This window comes from Acrocarpospora pleiomorpha (assembly GCF_009687885.1).
GTDB lineage: Bacteria > Actinomycetota > Actinomycetes > Streptosporangiales > Streptosporangiaceae > Acrocarpospora > Acrocarpospora pleiomorpha.
The window spans coordinates 1-16,059 of the sequence record NZ_BLAF01000121.1; the positions used below are offsets into that span (position 1 = coordinate 1).

General features: G+C 69.5%; 12 protein-coding genes. 7 read left to right on the forward strand and 5 right to left on the reverse strand.

The features are described from left to right. Positions 1–157: 157 nt before the first annotated feature. Positions 158–1,432 carry an ROK family transcriptional regulator gene (locus Aple_RS50645; protein ID WP_218038938.1) on the reverse strand — a complete coding sequence of 425 codons (1,275 nt, stop codon included), beginning with the start codon at positions 1,430–1,432 and terminating at the stop codon, positions 158–160. Positions 1,433–1,817: 385 nt separating this feature from the next. On the opposite strand from Aple_RS50645, the gene Aple_RS50650 reads away from it, so the two are divergent. Together Aple_RS50650 and Aple_RS50655 are read left to right on the forward strand one after the other, a co-directional pair. After that, complete coding sequence (locus Aple_RS50650) at positions 1,818–5,030, forward strand: carbohydrate-binding protein (RefSeq protein WP_155351977.1); 3,213 nt, start codon at positions 1,818–1,820, stop codon at positions 5,028–5,030. A 10-nt stretch (positions 5,031–5,040) separates the two neighbouring features. Beyond that, on the forward strand, positions 5,041–7,128 hold the full coding sequence (locus Aple_RS50655) for a ThuA domain-containing protein (RefSeq protein WP_155351978.1): 2,088 nt from the start codon (positions 5,041–5,043) through the stop codon (positions 7,126–7,128). 250 nt (positions 7,129–7,378) lie between these two features. On the opposite strand, the gene Aple_RS50660 is transcribed toward Aple_RS50655, so the two are convergent. From Aple_RS50660 to Aple_RS50670, 3 genes are all read right to left on the reverse strand, one after another. Further along, the gene (locus tag Aple_RS50660; protein WP_155351979.1) at positions 7,379–9,154 is read right to left on the reverse strand and encodes an LCP family protein; all 1,776 of its coding nucleotides are present in this window, start codon (positions 9,152–9,154) and stop codon (positions 7,379–7,381) included. Positions 9,155–9,290: 136 nt separating this feature from the next. Further along, the gene (locus Aple_RS50665; RefSeq protein ID WP_155351980.1) at positions 9,291–9,491 is read right to left on the reverse strand and encodes a hypothetical protein; all 201 of its coding nucleotides are present in this window, start codon (positions 9,489–9,491) and stop codon (positions 9,291–9,293) included. Next, positions 9,461–10,393, reverse strand: a complete 933-nt coding sequence (locus Aple_RS50670) for a neutral zinc metallopeptidase (RefSeq protein WP_246265618.1) — start codon at positions 10,391–10,393, stop codon at positions 9,461–9,463. The genes Aple_RS50665 and Aple_RS50670 overlap by 31 nt, the downstream gene beginning before the upstream one ends. Positions 10,394–11,101: 708 nt before the next feature. On the opposite strand from Aple_RS50670, the gene Aple_RS50675 reads away from it, so the two are divergent. From Aple_RS50675 to Aple_RS56595, 4 genes are all read left to right on the forward strand, one after another. Beyond that, on the forward strand, positions 11,102–11,971 hold the full coding sequence (locus Aple_RS50675) for a LysR family transcriptional regulator (RefSeq protein ID WP_155351982.1): 870 nt from the start codon (positions 11,102–11,104) through the stop codon (positions 11,969–11,971). A gap of 438 nt (positions 11,972–12,409) precedes the next feature. After that, a complete protein-coding gene (locus Aple_RS50680) occupies positions 12,410–13,768 on the forward strand; it encodes an ankyrin repeat domain-containing protein (RefSeq protein ID WP_155351983.1) in 1,359 nt (452 codons plus the stop codon). After that, the gene (locus Aple_RS50685; RefSeq protein WP_155351984.1) at positions 13,765–14,445 is read left to right on the forward strand and encodes a DsbA family oxidoreductase; all 681 of its coding nucleotides are present in this window, start codon (positions 13,765–13,767) and stop codon (positions 14,443–14,445) included. Before Aple_RS50680 ends, Aple_RS50685 begins: the two co-directional genes overlap by 4 nt. A 72-nt stretch (positions 14,446–14,517) precedes the next feature. Next, the gene (locus tag Aple_RS56595) at positions 14,518–14,691 is read left to right on the forward strand and encodes a DUF6879 family protein (protein ID WP_373869727.1); all 174 of its coding nucleotides are present in this window, start codon (positions 14,518–14,520) and stop codon (positions 14,689–14,691) included. Between the two features lie 311 nt (positions 14,692–15,002). On the opposite strand, the gene Aple_RS54050 is transcribed toward Aple_RS56595, so the two are convergent. Further along, positions 15,003–15,251, reverse strand: coding sequence for a transposase (locus Aple_RS54050; RefSeq protein ID WP_218038940.1), 249 nt, complete (start codon positions 15,249–15,251; stop codon positions 15,003–15,005). 387 nt (positions 15,252–15,638) lie between these two features. Between Aple_RS54050 and Aple_RS50695 the strand changes: the two genes are divergently transcribed. Next, positions 15,639–16,059 (forward strand): hypothetical protein (locus Aple_RS50695; RefSeq protein ID WP_373869728.1); only part of this gene is annotated, 421 nt, incomplete at its 3' end.

The window sequence follows — 16,059 nt, forward strand, 5'->3', positions numbered from 1 at the left end:
CACCAAGGCCGTCGAGCCGTGCGGGGAACCACGACTGGCGAAGCCCCGTCCGTCCGGCCGCCCGGGTGGCACCCTCGCCGGGGCGCCGAGGTCGGCGTGAACGGCGTCGCGGCAGGACCGGGCGGCCGGACGGACGGGAGTCGGGGGGTCAGGTCGGTCAGGCCCCGCTTATCGTCGACATTTGAGGTGGCAGGATCTCGATCGCGGTCGGGTCGGCCAGCACCCGGTCCACGACGACTCCGGCCGCTCCCCGGGAGGCGGCGCCGAAGCCGAGGTCGGAGGCGACGAACGTGCAGTGCGCCACGGTCCCGGTCACGCCGAGCCGGGTGAGTTCCGCCTGGGCGCGGGGCAGCAGGTGCTCGGCGAGGCGGGCGAAGTAACCGCCCACGACGATCACCCGGGGGTTGAAGAGCCGGACCAGGGTGGCCGAGCCGAGGCCCAGCCAGCGGCCCACCTCCGCCAGCGCCGCCGCGACCTGGGGGTCGCCCTCGGCCTGGCGCCGCTCGATCTCGGCGAGCCGTTCCTCGGGATCGCGGACGATCCCGTCCGGCACGCCGTACGCGTGGTCGGGGGTGACCATGCGGACCAGCGCCGCCAGACCCACCTTGGTCTCCCAGCAGCCGGTCCGGCCGCAGCCGCACCGCTCGCCCGCGGAGTCGACCATGACGTGGCCGACCTCGCCCGCGAAGCCGTCGGCGCCGCCGAGCAGCCGGCCGCCCGCGATGATGCCGCCCCCGACGCCGACCTCGCCGGTGAGGTAGACCAGGTCGGTGGTGCCGGCCGCGACGCCGCTGGTGAACTCGGCGAGGGCGGCCAGGTTGGCGTCGTTGACCACCGTCACGGGGATGGTGGGGGCCACGTCCCAGGAGAGGCGTTCGGCCACGGGCACGCCGTACCAGCCGAGGTTGGGGGCCACGTGCACGACGCCGTTGGCGCCGTCGATGAGGCCGGGCACGGCGACCGTGATCCCGGCCACGTGGATGCCGAGCAGGCCGAGTTCGGCCAGGGCCTCACGGGCGACCCTGGCCAGCTCGTCCAGCGAGCGTTCCGGGTCGCAGCCCATCGCGTCGAAGCCGACCCGGCGGTCGATGAGCACCCGCCCGCCCAGGTCGGTGGCGAAGGCCGCGATGTAGTCCACGTTTATCTCCAGGCCCAGCGCGCCGACCCTGGTGCCGTCGAGGGTGAGCGCCAGTCCGGGGCGGCCCACCGCGCCCGCGTGCTGGGGGCCGTTCTCCCTGATCAGCCCGCGGGCGCGCAGCTCGCCCACCAGGCTGGTCACGGTGGTCTTGTTGAGCCCGGTGGCGGCGGCGACCGCTGATCTGGACTGTGGCCCGTGCTCGCGCAGGTGCCGCAGCACCAGCGAGAGGTTGGACCTCCGGACCGTGGCCTGGTCGGCCGGGATGTCCGCGAGCCCGTTGGGAACCGGCCGCACGCGCGTCCTCCTGGGGGGGTTGAGGTTGCGGGATCCGCTCAGGAAGTCGACCCTCCGAGCGGATTAATTTGCATGGCGCGCCGAATTAAATGATGTTCTTGCGTAGCCGCGCAAGCTTCGAAGCGCTTCTTGCGGGTAACACTTGTGTAACACGCCCCGGCTCCTGGACCCTGCGGCAGCAGGGGTGTACAGAGCGATGACTGATATGTTAGAAAGCGGTAAAATCTTCCCTCAGCTCGCAAAAATTCGACGGAAAGACGCATGCTTCAGACGTGGCACCCGTCTTGTCTTTCAGTCGTTCCGCTCCACCGCACAGCACAACGGCAAACAAGCGCGGCGGCGCGCGCCTTGCTGACTGTTTCCCAGGTCAGGAAGGACACCCCCCATGTCACGACCACATCCGAGGCTGTGGGCCCGGCTGGCCGCGGCGACCGTTCTGGTCGTCGCCGGCAGCGTCGTCCCCAGCGGCCCGGCGTCGGCGGCGGACCTGCCCGCCGCCGACTACCAGCAGATCTCCCTTGCCTCCGGCGCGGGCGAGCTCGGCGAGGCCATGTCCCTCGCCGTCATGCCGAACCGCTCGGTGATCCACACCGCTCGAAGCGGCCAGGTACGGATCACCGACGCCAACGGCAACACCTCCCTGGCGGGCACCCTCAACGTCTACACCCACGACGAGGAGGGCCTGCAGGGCGTCGCCGTGGACCCCGGCTTCGCCACCAACCGATTCGTCTGGCTCTACTACTCGCCGCGCCTGTCCACCCCGAACGGGGACGCGCCGACCACCGGCACCCAGACCGACTGGAACACCTGGAAGGGCCAGTTCTACCTGTCCAGGTTCACGCTCACCGCGAGCAACACGCTGGACATGGCGAGCGAGAAGATCGTGCTCAGGGTCGACAACGACCGCGGCCAGTGCTGCCACGCGGGCGGTGACATCGACTTCGACGCCGCCGGTAACCTCTACCTGACCACCGGCGACGACACCAACCCGTTCGAGTCGCAGTCGTACACGCCGATCGACGAGCGCACCAACCGCAACCCGCAGTTCGACGCGCAGCGCTCCTCGGCCAACACCAACGACCTGCGCGGCAAGCTGATCCGAATCAAACCGGCGGCGGACGGCAACTCCTACTCGATCCCGGCCGGGAACATGTTCCCGCAGGGCACCGCCAACACCCGCCCCGAGATCTACGCGATGGGCTTCCGCAACCCGTTCCGGATGTCGGTCGACAAGGCCACCGGCATCGTCTACCTGGGCGACTACGGGCCGGACGCGGGTAGCACCGACCCGAACCGCGGCCCCAACGGCCAGGTCGAGTTCAACCGGATCACCTCGCCGGGCTTCTACGGCTGGCCGTACTGCACGGGCACGAACACGACCGCGGAGACGTACAACGAGTACACCTTCCCGAGCGGTCCCTCGCAGGCCAAGTACAACTGCGCGGGCGGCCCGGCCAACAACTCCTTCCGCAACACCGGCCTGACCACGCTCCCGGCCGCCAAGCCGAGCTGGATCCGGTACGGCGGGGACGCGGGCTCCCCGCCCGAGTTCGGCGGCGGCTCGGAGTCCCCGATGGGCGGCCCGGTCTACCGCTACGACGCCGCCTCCACCTCCAGCGTGAAGTTCCCGCAGTCCCTGGACGGCCGCTTCTTCGCCGGCGAGTACGGCCGCCGCTGGATCAAGGCCATCGCGGTCACCGCCTCCGGCGGCTACGGCGAGATCTCCGGCCTGCCGTGGACCGGAACCCAGGTCATGGACATGGCCTTCGGCCCGGACGGCGCGCTCTACGTGCTCGACTACGGCACCGGCTCAGGCAACCAGGCGCTCTGGCGGGTGGAGTACATCGGCGGCACCAACCGCAACCCGATCGCCAAGGCGGCGGGCACGCCGACCTCCGGCATAGCCCCGCTGACCGTCGCGTTCTCCTCGGCGGGCAGCTCCGACCCCGAGGGCGGCGCGCTCACCTACACCTGGAACTGGGGCGACGGCACCGCCAACTCCACGGCCGCCAACCCGAGCCACACCTTCACCGCCAACGGCACCTACAACGTGACCCTGACCGTGCGGGACCCGCAGGGCCTGACCGGCACCGCCAACGTGTCGATCACGGTGGGCAACACCGCGCCGACGGTCACCCTGAACCTGCCGGGCAACGGCCAGCTGTTCAACTTCGGCGACACCGTGCCGTTCTCGGTCACCGTCACCGACCCGCAGGACGGGACCATCACCTGCTCCCGCGTCAAGGTCACCTACTTCCTCGGCCACGACAGCCACAGCCACCAGATCACCTCGCAGAACGGCTGCTCCGGTTCGATCACCGTGCCCTCCGACGGCGAGCACGACGCGGCCGCCAACATCTACGGGGTCTTCGACGCCGAGTACACCGACAACGGCGGCCTGACCACGCACAGCATCCGCACCGCGCAGCCCAAGCACCGCCAGGCCGAGCACTTCGGCGCCCAGAACGGCGTCCAGACGGCCACCCACGCCCCGGCCGAAGGCGGCACCACGGTCGGCTTCGTGGACAACAACGACTGGATCTCGTTCACGCCGTACAACATCTCCAATGCCACCAGCATCACCGCGCGGGTCTCCTCCGGCGGCGTCGGCGGCACCCTGGAGGTCCGCTCGGGCTCGGCCACCGGCACCCTGCACGGCACCGCGACCGTGGCGCCCACCGGCGGCTGGGACACCTTCGCCGACGTCAACGCCAACCTGAGCAACCTGCCGTCCGGGGCCACCACGCTGTTCCTGGTCTTCAAGGGCGTCACCGGGCAGGGCAACCTGTTCGACCTGGACGCGTTCACCTTCAACACCGGCACCACGCCGCCGGCGGGCACCATCGAGGGTGAGGCGTTCACCTCGCAGTCCGGCGTGCAGACGGCCGGGCACGCGGGCGCCAGCGGCGGCCAGACCCTCGGCTACATCGACAACGGCGACTGGGCCGGCTACTCGAACGTGACCACGGTCGGCGGCACCGGCTTCACCGCCCGGATCTCCTCCGGCGGCCCCGGCGGCACGATCACCATCCGCTCGGGCTCCCAGACCGGCGCGATCCTCGGCACCGTGGCCGTGCCGAACACCGGCAGCTTCGACACCTTCGCGAACGTGTCCACCACGCTCAACGGCGCGGGCACCGGGCCGCTGTTCCTCACCTTCTCCGGCGGGGCGGGCGCGCTGTTCGACATCGACACCTTCTCGATCGCCCGGGGCAGCAGCACCACGATCGAGGGCGAGGCGTGGAGCGCGCAGAGCGGCGTCACCAACGCCACCCACGCGCCCGCCAGCGGCGGGCTGACCGCCGGGCACATCGAGAACGGCGACTGGACGGCCTACTCCCAGATGAACACCTCGGGAGCCAAGTCGGCCGGCGTGCGGTTCTCCTCGGCGGGCTCCGGCGGCACCGTCCAGATCCGCTCCGGGTCGCAGACCGGCACCCTGCTGGGCTCGATCACGCTCCCGAACACCGGCGGCTGGGAGACCTTCCAGAACGCGTCCACGAACCTGACCGGCAACGTGTCGGGGACGCTCTACCTGGTCTTCGTGGGCGGCGCCGGGAACCTGTTCGACATCGACACCATCACCATCACCAAGTAGGAGGCACGTGATGAAACGGCTTAGATTAGCCGTGTCCACGCTCGTCGCGGCCGCCGCCGTCCTGATCGTCCCGACCGCGGCGCACGCCGCCGACCCGGCGTACCAGGTCCTGGTCTTCTCCAAGACCGCCGGATTCCGGCACGACTCCATCCCGCAGGGCATCCAGCTGGTGCGCGACCTGGGGGCGGCGAACAACTTCACCGTCACCGCCACCGAGGACGCCAACGTCTTCACGGCCGCCAACCTGGCCAACTTCAAGGCCGTCGTCTTCATGAGCACCACCGGCGACGTCCTGAACGCCACCCAGCAGACGGTCTTCGAGAACTACATCAACGGCGGCGGCGGATACGTCGGCGTGCACGCCGCGGCCGACACCGAGTACGACTGGCCGTTCTACGGCAACCTCGTCGGCGCCTGGTTCAACAGCCACCCGGCCATCCAGACCGCCACCGTACGGACCGAGGACCGCTCGCACGCCGCGACCGCCCACCTCGGCCCGACCTGGTCCCGCTCGGACGAGTGGTACAACTACCGCACCAACCCGCGCAGTACGGCCAAGATCCTGCAGAACCTGGACGAGTCCAGCTACAGCGGCGGCGGCATGGGCGCCGACCACCCGATCACCTGGTGCAAGACGCAGAGCAACGGCCGCGCGTTCTACACCGGCCTCGGCCACACCCAGGCCACCTACGCCGAGACGGCGTTCCGCACCCTCCTGCTCGGCGGCATCAGGTACGCCGCCGGATGGGCCAAGCAGGACTGCCGCGCGGAGACCGGCTACACCACCATCTACAACGGCTCCACCACCGGCTGGACCCAGAACGGGCCCGGCAGCTTCACCAACACCAACAACACCCTGACCTCCGTCGGCGGCATGGGCATGCTCTGGTATTCGGCCAAGCAGTACGGCTCGTACTCGCTGAAGCTCGACTGGACCATGCCCGGCGACGACAACTCGGGCATCCTCCTCGGCTTCCCGACGCCGACCGACCCGCAGTCGGCGATCAACCAGGGCCACGAGGTCCAGATCGACGCCACCGACACCGCCGACAAGACCACGGGCTCGATCTACGGCTTCAAGTCGGCCGACATCGCCGCCCGGGACGCCGCGCTCAACCCGCCCGGCTCGTGGAACACCTACGAGATCCTGGTCGAGGGCGAGCGGGTCCGGGTCTACCTGAACGGCCGGCAGATCAACGACTTCACCAACACCGACCCCGCGCGCTCGCTGACCTCCGGCTACATCGGGATCCAGAACCACGGGACCGGCGACGACGTGTCGTTCCGCAACATCCGGATCAAGGAGCTGGGCGGCCCGCCGCCCACCCAGGACACGGTCGAGGGTGAGGCGTTCACCTCGCAGTCCGGCGTGCAGACGGCCGGGCACGCGGCCGCCAGCGGCGGCCTGACCGTCGGCTACATCGACAACGGCGACTGGGCCGGATACTCCACGCTCAGCACCGTGAACGCCACCGGCTTCACCGCCCGGATCTCCTCCGGCGGCCCCGGCGGCACGATCACGATCCGCTCCGGTTCGCAGACCGGGCCGGTGCTCGGCACGGTCGCGGTGCCCAGCACGGGCAGCTGGGACACCTTCCAGAACGTCACCACCACGTTGAACGGATCCGGCACCGGGGCGCTGTTCCTCAGCTTCTCCGGCGGCTCAGGCGCGCTGTTCGACATCGACACCATCACCCTGTCCCGGGGGACCGTCACCACCCAGACGGTCGAGGGTGAGAACTGGACCGCCCAGTCCGGCGTCATGGTGGCCAACCACACCCCCGCCAGCGGCGGGCGCACGGCCGGGCACATCGAGAACGGCGACTGGACCGCCTACTCCACGATCAACACCTCGGGAGCCAAGACGGCCGGCGTGCGCTTCTCCTCGGCGGGCTCCGGCGGCACCGTCCAGATCCGCTCCGGATCCCAGACCGGCACCCTGCTGGGCTCGATCACCCTCCCGAACACCGGCAGCTGGGACACCTTCCAGAACGCCTCCACCACGCTGACCGGCAACGCCTCCGGAACCCTCTACCTGGTCTTCGTCGGCGGCGCGGGCAACCTGTTCGACATCGACACGGTCACCATCACCAAGTAACCCCCCGACGCTGACACTGGTCAGCCCCGAACTGAAGGGCCGGTCCTGCGCCGAGGATCGGCCCTTCGCCTTGCGTTTGCCGCCTGACCTGTGCCGCGGACCGGCTTTCCGCCTGACCCGCGCGAAGACCGGCCCTTCGCCCTCCTCAGAGGCCTGGCGTGGCCCGGGCACCCCTCTTGGCGCCGGTGCGGCGAGGACGGGTGCGGAGGTTACCGGCGCCGGATAACGGCGAGTAACCCCCGCTTTCTGGTCATATTCCGCAGAGCTCCGACAGGGTCTGGTCGGCGGTGTTCTTGTTCGGGGTCGGGGTGGCCAGGCCGGACGATGAGGCGGACGCGGTCGGTGTGGTCGACGGGGGAGTGGCGGAGGCACCTGGGGCCGACGGGCTGGCCGTCGCGACGACCGGGACGGTGCCCACCGACTTGCGGATGGCCGTCGCGGTCATCTTCTTGATCTTTTCCCAGTCGGGGCTGCCCGGCCAGATCTGCGGCGGCACGAACTGGGTGCTGGTGATCTTCGCGCCCTTGACCTTCAGGCCCAGATCGACCAGGTGCTCCAGAAGCTGGCGCGGAATGTCGGTCCGGAACAGCCGCTTCGCCGCCTGGATGATCTTCGTGAAGTTGGCCAGCACCACGGCCGGGCTGGCCTGCTGGGCGAGCGCGCCGATGACGCACCGCTGCCGGGCCATCCGGCTGAAGTCGTCGCTGCCCACGCGGGACCGGCCGTACCAGAGCACCTGCTCGCCGTTGAGCACGCGGTAGCCCGCCTTGATGGTTCCTGCGGTGCCGAACTTGCCGCCGTACTTCACGTCCTCGGTGACGCGGATCTTGAGGCCGCCGATGGCGTCGATGAGCGCGGCGAAGCCGAACATGTCCACCATGGCGTAATAGTCGATGTGCAGTCCGAGCGTGGTGCCGATCGCGTCCTTGAGCGCCTCCGGGCCGCGCAGGCCGAAGCTCGGGTTGTCCTCGGCGTACTGCCAGACCTCGTTGAGCAGGCCGCCGTTGGGCAGCTCGCGGTGGAAGCCGTTGGGGAACTGCTTGTTCAGCGGGCTGCGCGCCGAGAAGTGCACGTGCTGGAGGTTGCGCGGCAGGCTGAACAGCACCGTGTTGCCGGTGGCGATGTTGACGCTGGCCACCGTCATCGAGTCGGTCCGCACGCCGGTCCTGTTCCCGGCCGCGTCGCCGCCGATGAGCAGGAAGTTGACCCGCTTGCGCCCGTTGAACGGATCCTCCGCCTTGACCGGGACCGCGGTCGGGTTCTCGTGCTCGGACGGGAACGCGTCCAGGAAGTCCTGGGTGGTGTTGACCGTGGTCGCGGTGAGCGCGAACGGCGCCATCACCGACACGCACAGTACGCCGACGACGATGCCGGAGACGATCTGCCCCGACTGGGGCAAACGGTCGGGACCGAGTGTGATGTACGACAGCAGCACCAGCACGAACCAGGCCAGCGCCAGCACGATCGAGGCCACGGTGAGCGTGATGAGGGTGCTCTCCCGGATGGCCGCGCCGACGTTGCCGACGAACTGCAGGCCGTACACGATCGCGCCGACCAGGATCGCCCCGAAGACGCCGAGCAGGATGAAGCCGAGCCGGCGGTTGCCGCTGCGCAGGTGGGCCGCGCCCGGGACGAACGCCGACAGCGCCGTCCAGCCGATGATGGCGCCCACCGACATCGGCCGCCCGAACCGGGGACCTCTTGGCCGCGGTGGCTCTTGCCCGGGGTTGTCATGCCCCATGGCGGCTTGTTCCGGGGGGTACGGCCCCGCGGGGTGGCCGGCGCGCGCCGGAGCCGTGGCGGTCTCGTCAGCGGCCCGGCGCGGAGCGGCGCGGCGGCGGGACGGCCCGGGGCGTCCGGGTGGCGGCTCCGGCACCCGCTCGGCCGCCGGGTGCGGCTGCTGCGGCTGCAGCTGCGGCGGCGGGCCGCCTGCGGAGTCGTGCGCCGGCTGCTGGTCACGCGGGACAGGTCGCCTGCGAGTCCGTCGCGGACGGCCCTCGTCTTCCGCGGCTCCCCCACCTCGCATGGCAGACCGCTCCTATCTATCAGGTAATACCCCGGCAATGACCAGGGATTCTAGCCCCCATAACTGGACAAGACTGACACAAGCCTAAGAACCGGCGCTTGAAAACCGCTGTATGCGGACTAACCGCTGATCAGCGTCACTTCCTGATGAACACCGCGAGGTTGCCGCCGGCAGGCTCCACCTCACGGCGCGGCGCGATCGCCCGATGGCCGTCGTCATGCTGGCGGTCCTGGTGTCGTGGCGCCGCTGGAGTCGCGTCCTTCTGCCCGTCACGCCGCCGGTAACCCGCGTCAGCCGTGGGAGCGATCAGGACACCGTGGATGAGCCGACCGACCACGTGTTGCACTGGTAGGCCTGCTGGCGTTGCCAGCCCTGGCGGAACCAGGCGCCGCTGTTCTTCGGGGAGCCGTGGTCGCGCGGGTAGCCCGGCCAGTCGCCGACGTTGGAGAAGAAGTAGAAGAGGTTCTGGCGGCGGGCGGCCGGGATCGGGTAGGTCCCGGAGACCGAACGCATGAACATGCCGCTGAGGCAGTTGGCCTGGAGTTCGAATCTCCGGCTGATCGCCAGGCGCTGGCTTTCCGAGCTCGCCCGCCTGCTCTGCTCCCAGCGGGTCTGGGAGAGGCCGCTGAGCTGCTGGACGTGGTGGCCGTACTCGTGGGCCATCATGCCGATGATGCCGCCGTGCCAGCTCACCAGATCGCCGTAGCCGCGCTGGTCGCCCCGCCCGCTGGCCATCGCGGAGGTGGAGGCGTAGATCGTCATGTTGGACGGGCAGTAGTAGGGGACGATGCTGCCCCGCATCGGGAAGTCGCCGCACGCGCCCCGCCCGGAGCGGGCCACGATCGCGTACTTCGGCGGGGTGAACGCAATCCCCGCCTGCTCCAGACGCGGCTTCCAGGCCCTGCCCATGCAGAGGCCGGTCTTCATGATGAGCGCCTTGAGCTGCCCGCTGTTGTAGATGTTCGCGCTTCCCGCCGCACACCGCGTCTTCGGCAGAGCCCCGATCTGGTACAGCGTGTTGTTCTTCAACGACCGATCCAACCGCACGGCCGGCCGCGCCGGATCACCCGGATCGGTGGTTCCCCGGGGACCGTCCGGTTCCGCGGTTCCCCGTGGCCCGTCTGGTCGCGAGACCGGGGAGTCCGCCTCGTAGTCTCGCGTGTTGTTCGCCAAGGCCGCGCCCACGATCAGCACCGCGAACACGAACGCGCCCAGCCCCAGCAGCCCTCCAACGATCACCCCCGCACTGGACTTGCGCCGCGGCGGCCGCCAGTGCGGCGGCGTATGCCGCGGCGGCCCATAGGGCCCACGCGGCGCGGGCCGCGCCCCCTGAGGAAACAACGGCCCATTCGGCCCAGGTCCCGCACCTTGAGGGAACGATGGCCCATGCGGCGCAGGCTGCATATGTGGCGCGGGCCGCCCGCCTTGGGGGAATGATGGCCCGTGCGGCGCAGGCCCCCCGCCTTGGCGGAACGATGGCCCCGCCGGTCTTTCCGGCTGCTGCTGCGCGATATCCCCGGGGTTGCCGCCGGGCGGCGAGAAAGGGAGTCTTCGGGGCTGCTGCGCGGTCCTGTCGAGTTGCGCGGTCCTATCGAGTTGTCCGCCCGGCGGGAGCGAAGGGCCGTTTCCCGGGGGAGAGGGGTATGGCGGTCGAGGCGGATTCTGGTCGGGAGCGTCCTGCGGAGGCGGGTCGCTTGGCGGGGGTTGGTTCGCCGGGGGCTGATCCGCGTGGGGGCGGTGGGGTGGTTGGCCGTAGGGATGGCTGCCCGATGGCGGCTGAGGATTCTGCGGCCCCACGTTCTACCCCTTTGCGAAAGATTGGGCAGAACAATACTGATTTAACACCCGTCACGGATGTAGCAGCAGACGGGCACAATCTGTAATCAGACGAGGTGATCTCTGCGATGTTCCGGAATCACCGGCCTGCTCTGCCCTAGCGTTTTTGGCATGAATCTGCAGCAGCTCCGTTACGTGGTAGCCACCGCGGAGCACCGCACCATGACCGACGCGGCCAGATCCCTCTACATCGCTCAACCCGCACTCTCCCGCGCCATCCGGGATCTGGAGCGCGAGCTCGGGATGACGCTGTTCGCCCGCTCCGGTCGTGGTGTGGTCGTCACCGCACAAGGACGGCGGGTCGTCAAGCTCGCCCGGGAGGCGCTGGACGCCGTCCGGGAGATCGAGGCCCTCGCCACCCACTCGCACACCACGGGCGCCGAACTCAGGATCGCGTCCACCCCCAGTCTGGAGCCGGGGCTCGCCGGGCGCCTGCTGCCCGCCTACGTGGCGGAGCATCCGGGCATCCGCGTGCAAATCGTCCGCTGCGACGGCCGCGAAAGTGTGGTCAGCGCCGTCCGCGAGCAGCGTGCCGACCTCGGACTCACCGACCTGCCGGTGCCCACCGACCTGATCAGCCATCCCCTGGAGCGCCAGGAGATCGTCCTGATCTCGCCACCGGGCCTCGACCTCCCCGACCCCATCCCGATGAACCGCCTCAACGGCATGCGCCTGGTCCTGCCCTCTCCCGGCAGCCCCCGCCGCAAGGAGTTCGACCAGATCTTCGCGACGTACGGCGTCCGCCCCATCCCCGCCATCGAGTCCGACGAACGGGCCCGCTGGCTCCCCGCCGTACGAGACGGCAAGGCGTCCCTGCTCTGGTACCGGGGCATGGCCGAACAGGCCACGCGCGCCGGCCTGGTAGTCCGCTCCCTCGACCCCTCAGTCCGAAAGATCATCGCAATCGTCCACGCCCGCAAGCGCCTCCCCGCCATGGCCCAGGACTTCCTGACCCTCGCCGAGGGCGGCTCCGCCGCCTAACAACCTGGACCGTTCCAATTCCAGCCCAACGACGAAATATCACCAAATACGGTGAGACTTCTGGATCGGCCATTTCCCGAAGCATCACCGTCCACCCAAACCCCAGGTCGGGACACCCAACCCCCCCATCGTCCCGACCTGGCCCATCCCCCCAGCTCCCCGATCCGGTCCTGACCCCCAGGCCCGGGATACCCACGGCAGCGCCAGAACCTGGGAATCGGCAGCACCAGCCGGGCGAGCGAGCTAGCCCGGATGCTGGCCGGGCTTCCTGACGGTTGCCTCCGCGCAGAGCCGATCACTACTCTGAGAGGAGCGTGCGAGGGCGCTGCCAGTCCGCGGGCAGGGATTTTCCCACCTCGAGCAGCACGTCAACGCACCGGATGACGACCAACCTCTTTCCGGCCGGGTAAGCGGACCTCGGCGACGAAGGAGGTTGTGATGTCCGATCGTCATTTCGAGCTGCCGGCCCATCCGAATCTGGAGTACTACCGCAAGCAGGCCAAGCATCTGCGGCACGCGTACACGGCCGGCGATGCGGCAGCCGCAGCCCGGGTTGCCGACGCGCTGAGCGATCGAGCCGCCGAGCGGTTCCTGCTCAGCGACGCCCAGTTCGTGCTCGCTCAGGAACATGGATTCCGGACCTGGGCCGAGTTTCGCGCCCACGTCGAAAGCCGCAGCACCACCGAGGACCGGCCGGTCTCCCGCCTCATGGGAGTCAGGCCGGGCATCTACGCCTCGATGGCCGACACCCTCCTCGTCGAGTTGCGCCACGACGATCCCGGCGCGCTGCGACGGTTGCGGGCCTACGTGCCCCGGCACGCCACCGCGACCTCCGCCGCGACCGCCGGGCTTCGCGACGCGCGACTGATCATCGCGCGGGAGCTCGGCTTCCCGACCTGGCAGGACCTCGTGTCGTTCACCGAGAAATCCCGGCGCGATCTCGGCGAACGCCGGGAGAAGCGGCGGCGGCTGCACCACGAGGCCGAAGCCCTGCTGGCCGGCGACACTGATCGCCTGGCCGCTCTGACCGCCGAGCAGGCCGACACCCTGCTGCACATGCTCGCGGGCCCCGAGCCGATCCCCGGTGTCCGGATCGGGAAGGAGCTCGGCGCGCCGCGCGCCGCGGTCGATGTCCTGCTCGGCAAGGCCACGAACCTGGATCTCCCGCTCGCCTGGGCTGCCCGCTTCAACCGGGTGGAATATGTGCGCCTGCTGCTCGACGCCGGTGCCGAGCCCGGCATCCGGAAATGGGGCAGCACCCCGCTGGAGAACGCCATCTACCACGCCAACACGGAGGTCGTCGACCTGCTCGCCGAGCACGGGATCGTCCCGCAGGCGCTCTGGACGTACGCCGCCTGCGGCCGGCTGGATCTGGTGCGGGCCTGTTTCGACGCGGACGGCAGCCTCCGGCCGGACGCCTCGCCGGCGCGCCCCGACCTCGCCGACACCGGCGCGGGCTTTCCGTCTCGGCTGCCGGCGACCGATGATCCGGAGGAGATCGTGGGAGAGGCGTTCGTCCATGCTTGCCAGCATGGCCGGGAGAGGGTCGTGCGCTGGTTCCTCGACCACGGTGTTCATCCCGACGTCGCGCCATACCTCGGGCGTACCGGCCTGCACTGGGCAATCCCGGGCGGTCGTCTCCAAGTGATCCGCCTGCTCCTGGAGCGCGGCGCCGACCCATCCATCCGCGACGACCTCCTCCAAGCCAACGCCGATGGCTGGCTGCACATCGCCTTCGCCGCTCGCCCGCACGATCCCGTGACTCACCAGCTCCACGATCTGATCGGGTCCCGATGATGAAAGTAGAGGTATATGGCGATATCGCGTGCCCGTGGTGCCGTCTCGGCACGCACCAGTTCCACCGCGCGGTGGCCGCGGCCGATGCGGAACCGGACGTCGAACTTGTCCATCGTCCGTACCAGCTCCTTCCCGACGCGTCCGAGGAGCCCCGGCCACTGATGGACACGGTGGCCGAGATGTTCGGTCCGGAACAAGCCAAGGCGATGGTCGCGGAGATGACACGGGTCGGTGCCGGTGAAGGGATCGAGTACCGATTCGACCGTGCCGTGGCGGTCAACACCTTGACCGCGCACCGGCTGCTCTGGCTCGCCCTGCACGAGCACGGTGCCAAGGTGCAGGCCGCGCTGGCGACCTCCCTCTTCGACGCGTACTTCCGCGATGGCGTAAACGTCGCCGACCACACGCAACTCACCGAGCTGGCCGAGCGGGTCGGCTTGGCTAGCGGTCGGGTGCGGGACTTTCTCGCCTCCGAGGAGGGGGGCGCCGAGGTACGTGAGCAAATGGCCGCAGCGCGGTGGGAGGGCATCACCACCGTGCCGAGATTCGTCTTCGAGAACGGCGAACTGATCGTCGGTGTGACCAGCACCGAGGCACTCGGCGATTCGCTCCGGCAAGCCAGCGGCGGGGAAGGCGTGACAGCGCGTCCGCATCGAGGTCGGTCGGCTCAGCGTTGAGGCGGGTGAGGACATTCGCTACCTGCGCCGAGACGTGGTTATAGCCTCGGACTGCGGCCGTACGATGCATGGGTGCTGGACGACTCTCGCCTAGTCTGGCTTCATTTCAAAGACAGCGACGACACCTTTACCGGTGCCGAACTCGTCACAGATCCTGAGATCCTGGCCCGGCACCGCTCATGGCGAGACCTCGCCAGGAAGCGAGCCCTGCCCTCGCAGAATTTGCATCCAAGCTCGTTTTCGTGAGTCGGAACAAGCTGGGCTCGGTCTCGACGAGAATCCCCACTGACCAGGCGTTTGAGCTTGGAGCGGATGTTCTCGGTGTGCTTCGACACAATGGGCAGGTCCAGGGCCTGGCCGGCGACCTGGTCCAGCAGGGCGATCCCGGCGGCGTTGTCGTGCGCCGAGATGGCCAGCACCACCACCGCGACGACCAGGCCCAGCACGTCCACGGCCAGGCCGCGTTTGCGGCCGGGCACTTTCCTTACCCGCGTCCCGGCCGGTCGTGTCCGCGGGTACTCCGGCCGCCGCGTGGACACTCTGGGTGTCCAGCACCATCAGGCTCGGGTCGGCTGATCATCCGCGCTTCTCCCGGGCCTGCCAGCGCAGTAGGTCGTGGGGCAGGAAGTCCCATTGGCAGCCGGTCCGGCTCTGGTAGCGATCGCGTTGACGTTCTCCCGCATGGCATAGCCGCTCTGGTGGCCGCTGACCGACGGGTGCGCGGCTTTCCACGCTGTGATCACCGGCTCGATCAGGGCCCAGCGTTCGTCGGATAAGTCGCTCAGGTACGGCTTGCGCTCGCTCACCGGGCCATCCCAGCACATCTGAGCCCACCAGCCGGGCGTAACGCTACAGATTCGCCCGATCACACTACGGCATGGTGTGGCATCAACTCGCGAACCGCCCTCTTAGGGAGCCGACCCAGGGACGCCGAAGCCGGTCGGCTGTCGGCGACGGTCGAGGATCACGGTGCTAGTGGACATGCCGTTCTCCGGTTGAGGGTCCGCGGGTTGGTGTGCGGCTCCCGATCGGGCGTGGCGGATGGCTCTTCGGATGGTGGCGGGTAGGTAGATCTTTTCGCGGGGTGTGTGACCTGCGGTTTTGTTGTGGATCATGGCCGGGTTTTGTCGGAGCTGCTGGATAGCCTGAGGGCAGCTTTTCGGATCGGCTGGAGCGAGAGGGGGGTGCCTTCCGTGCTCGGGTTTCCGTTCGAGGTGCGGGTTCCCTCCCGTGCGAAGGGTGCCTCCGGACGCGAGCTGCCCGCGTTGCTGAAGGGCACCATGCTGGACCCTGAGTACGTCCCGCCTCAGCGTTCCGCCGACGACGCCCACAGAGACACATACGGGGGCGCGTGCGGCGGCGCATACGGCGACGCATGGCCGCAGAACGCACGGCAGCAGTTTCTCCACGACCGCTCCACCGACTCTGGCCGCTCCACCGACTCTGGCCGCTCCACCGACGGCCCCCGCTCCACCGACGGCCCCCGCTCCACCGACGGTGCCCGCTCCACCGAGGCCGGCCGATCCACCGACGGTGCCCGCTCGGCGGGGGCGGAGGCCTCGGCAGGGCCGGAGGTCTCGGGTGAGCCAGTGGGTTCGGGGGTGCTGGTGTCGG

Excerpts from the sequence above, each read along its gene's own strand:
- Aple_RS50650 (WP_155351977.1), top strand. The coding sequence starts at position 1,818 with ATGTCACGACCACATCCGAGGCTGTGGGCCCGGCTGGCCGCGGCGACC.
- Aple_RS50655 (WP_155351978.1), top strand. The coding sequence starts at position 5,041 with ATGAAACGGCTTAGATTAGCCGTGTCCACGCTCGTCGCGGCCGCCGCC.
- Aple_RS50660 (WP_155351979.1), bottom strand. The coding sequence starts at position 9,154 with ATGCGAGGTGGGGGAGCCGCGGAAGACGAGGGCCGTCCGCGACGGACT.
- Aple_RS50675 (WP_155351982.1), top strand. The coding sequence starts at position 11,102 with ATGAATCTGCAGCAGCTCCGTTACGTGGTAGCCACCGCGGAGCACCGC.
- Aple_RS50680 (WP_155351983.1), top strand. The coding sequence starts at position 12,410 with ATGTCCGATCGTCATTTCGAGCTGCCGGCCCATCCGAATCTGGAGTAC.
- Aple_RS50685 (WP_155351984.1), top strand. The coding sequence starts at position 13,765 with ATGATGAAAGTAGAGGTATATGGCGATATCGCGTGCCCGTGGTGCCGT.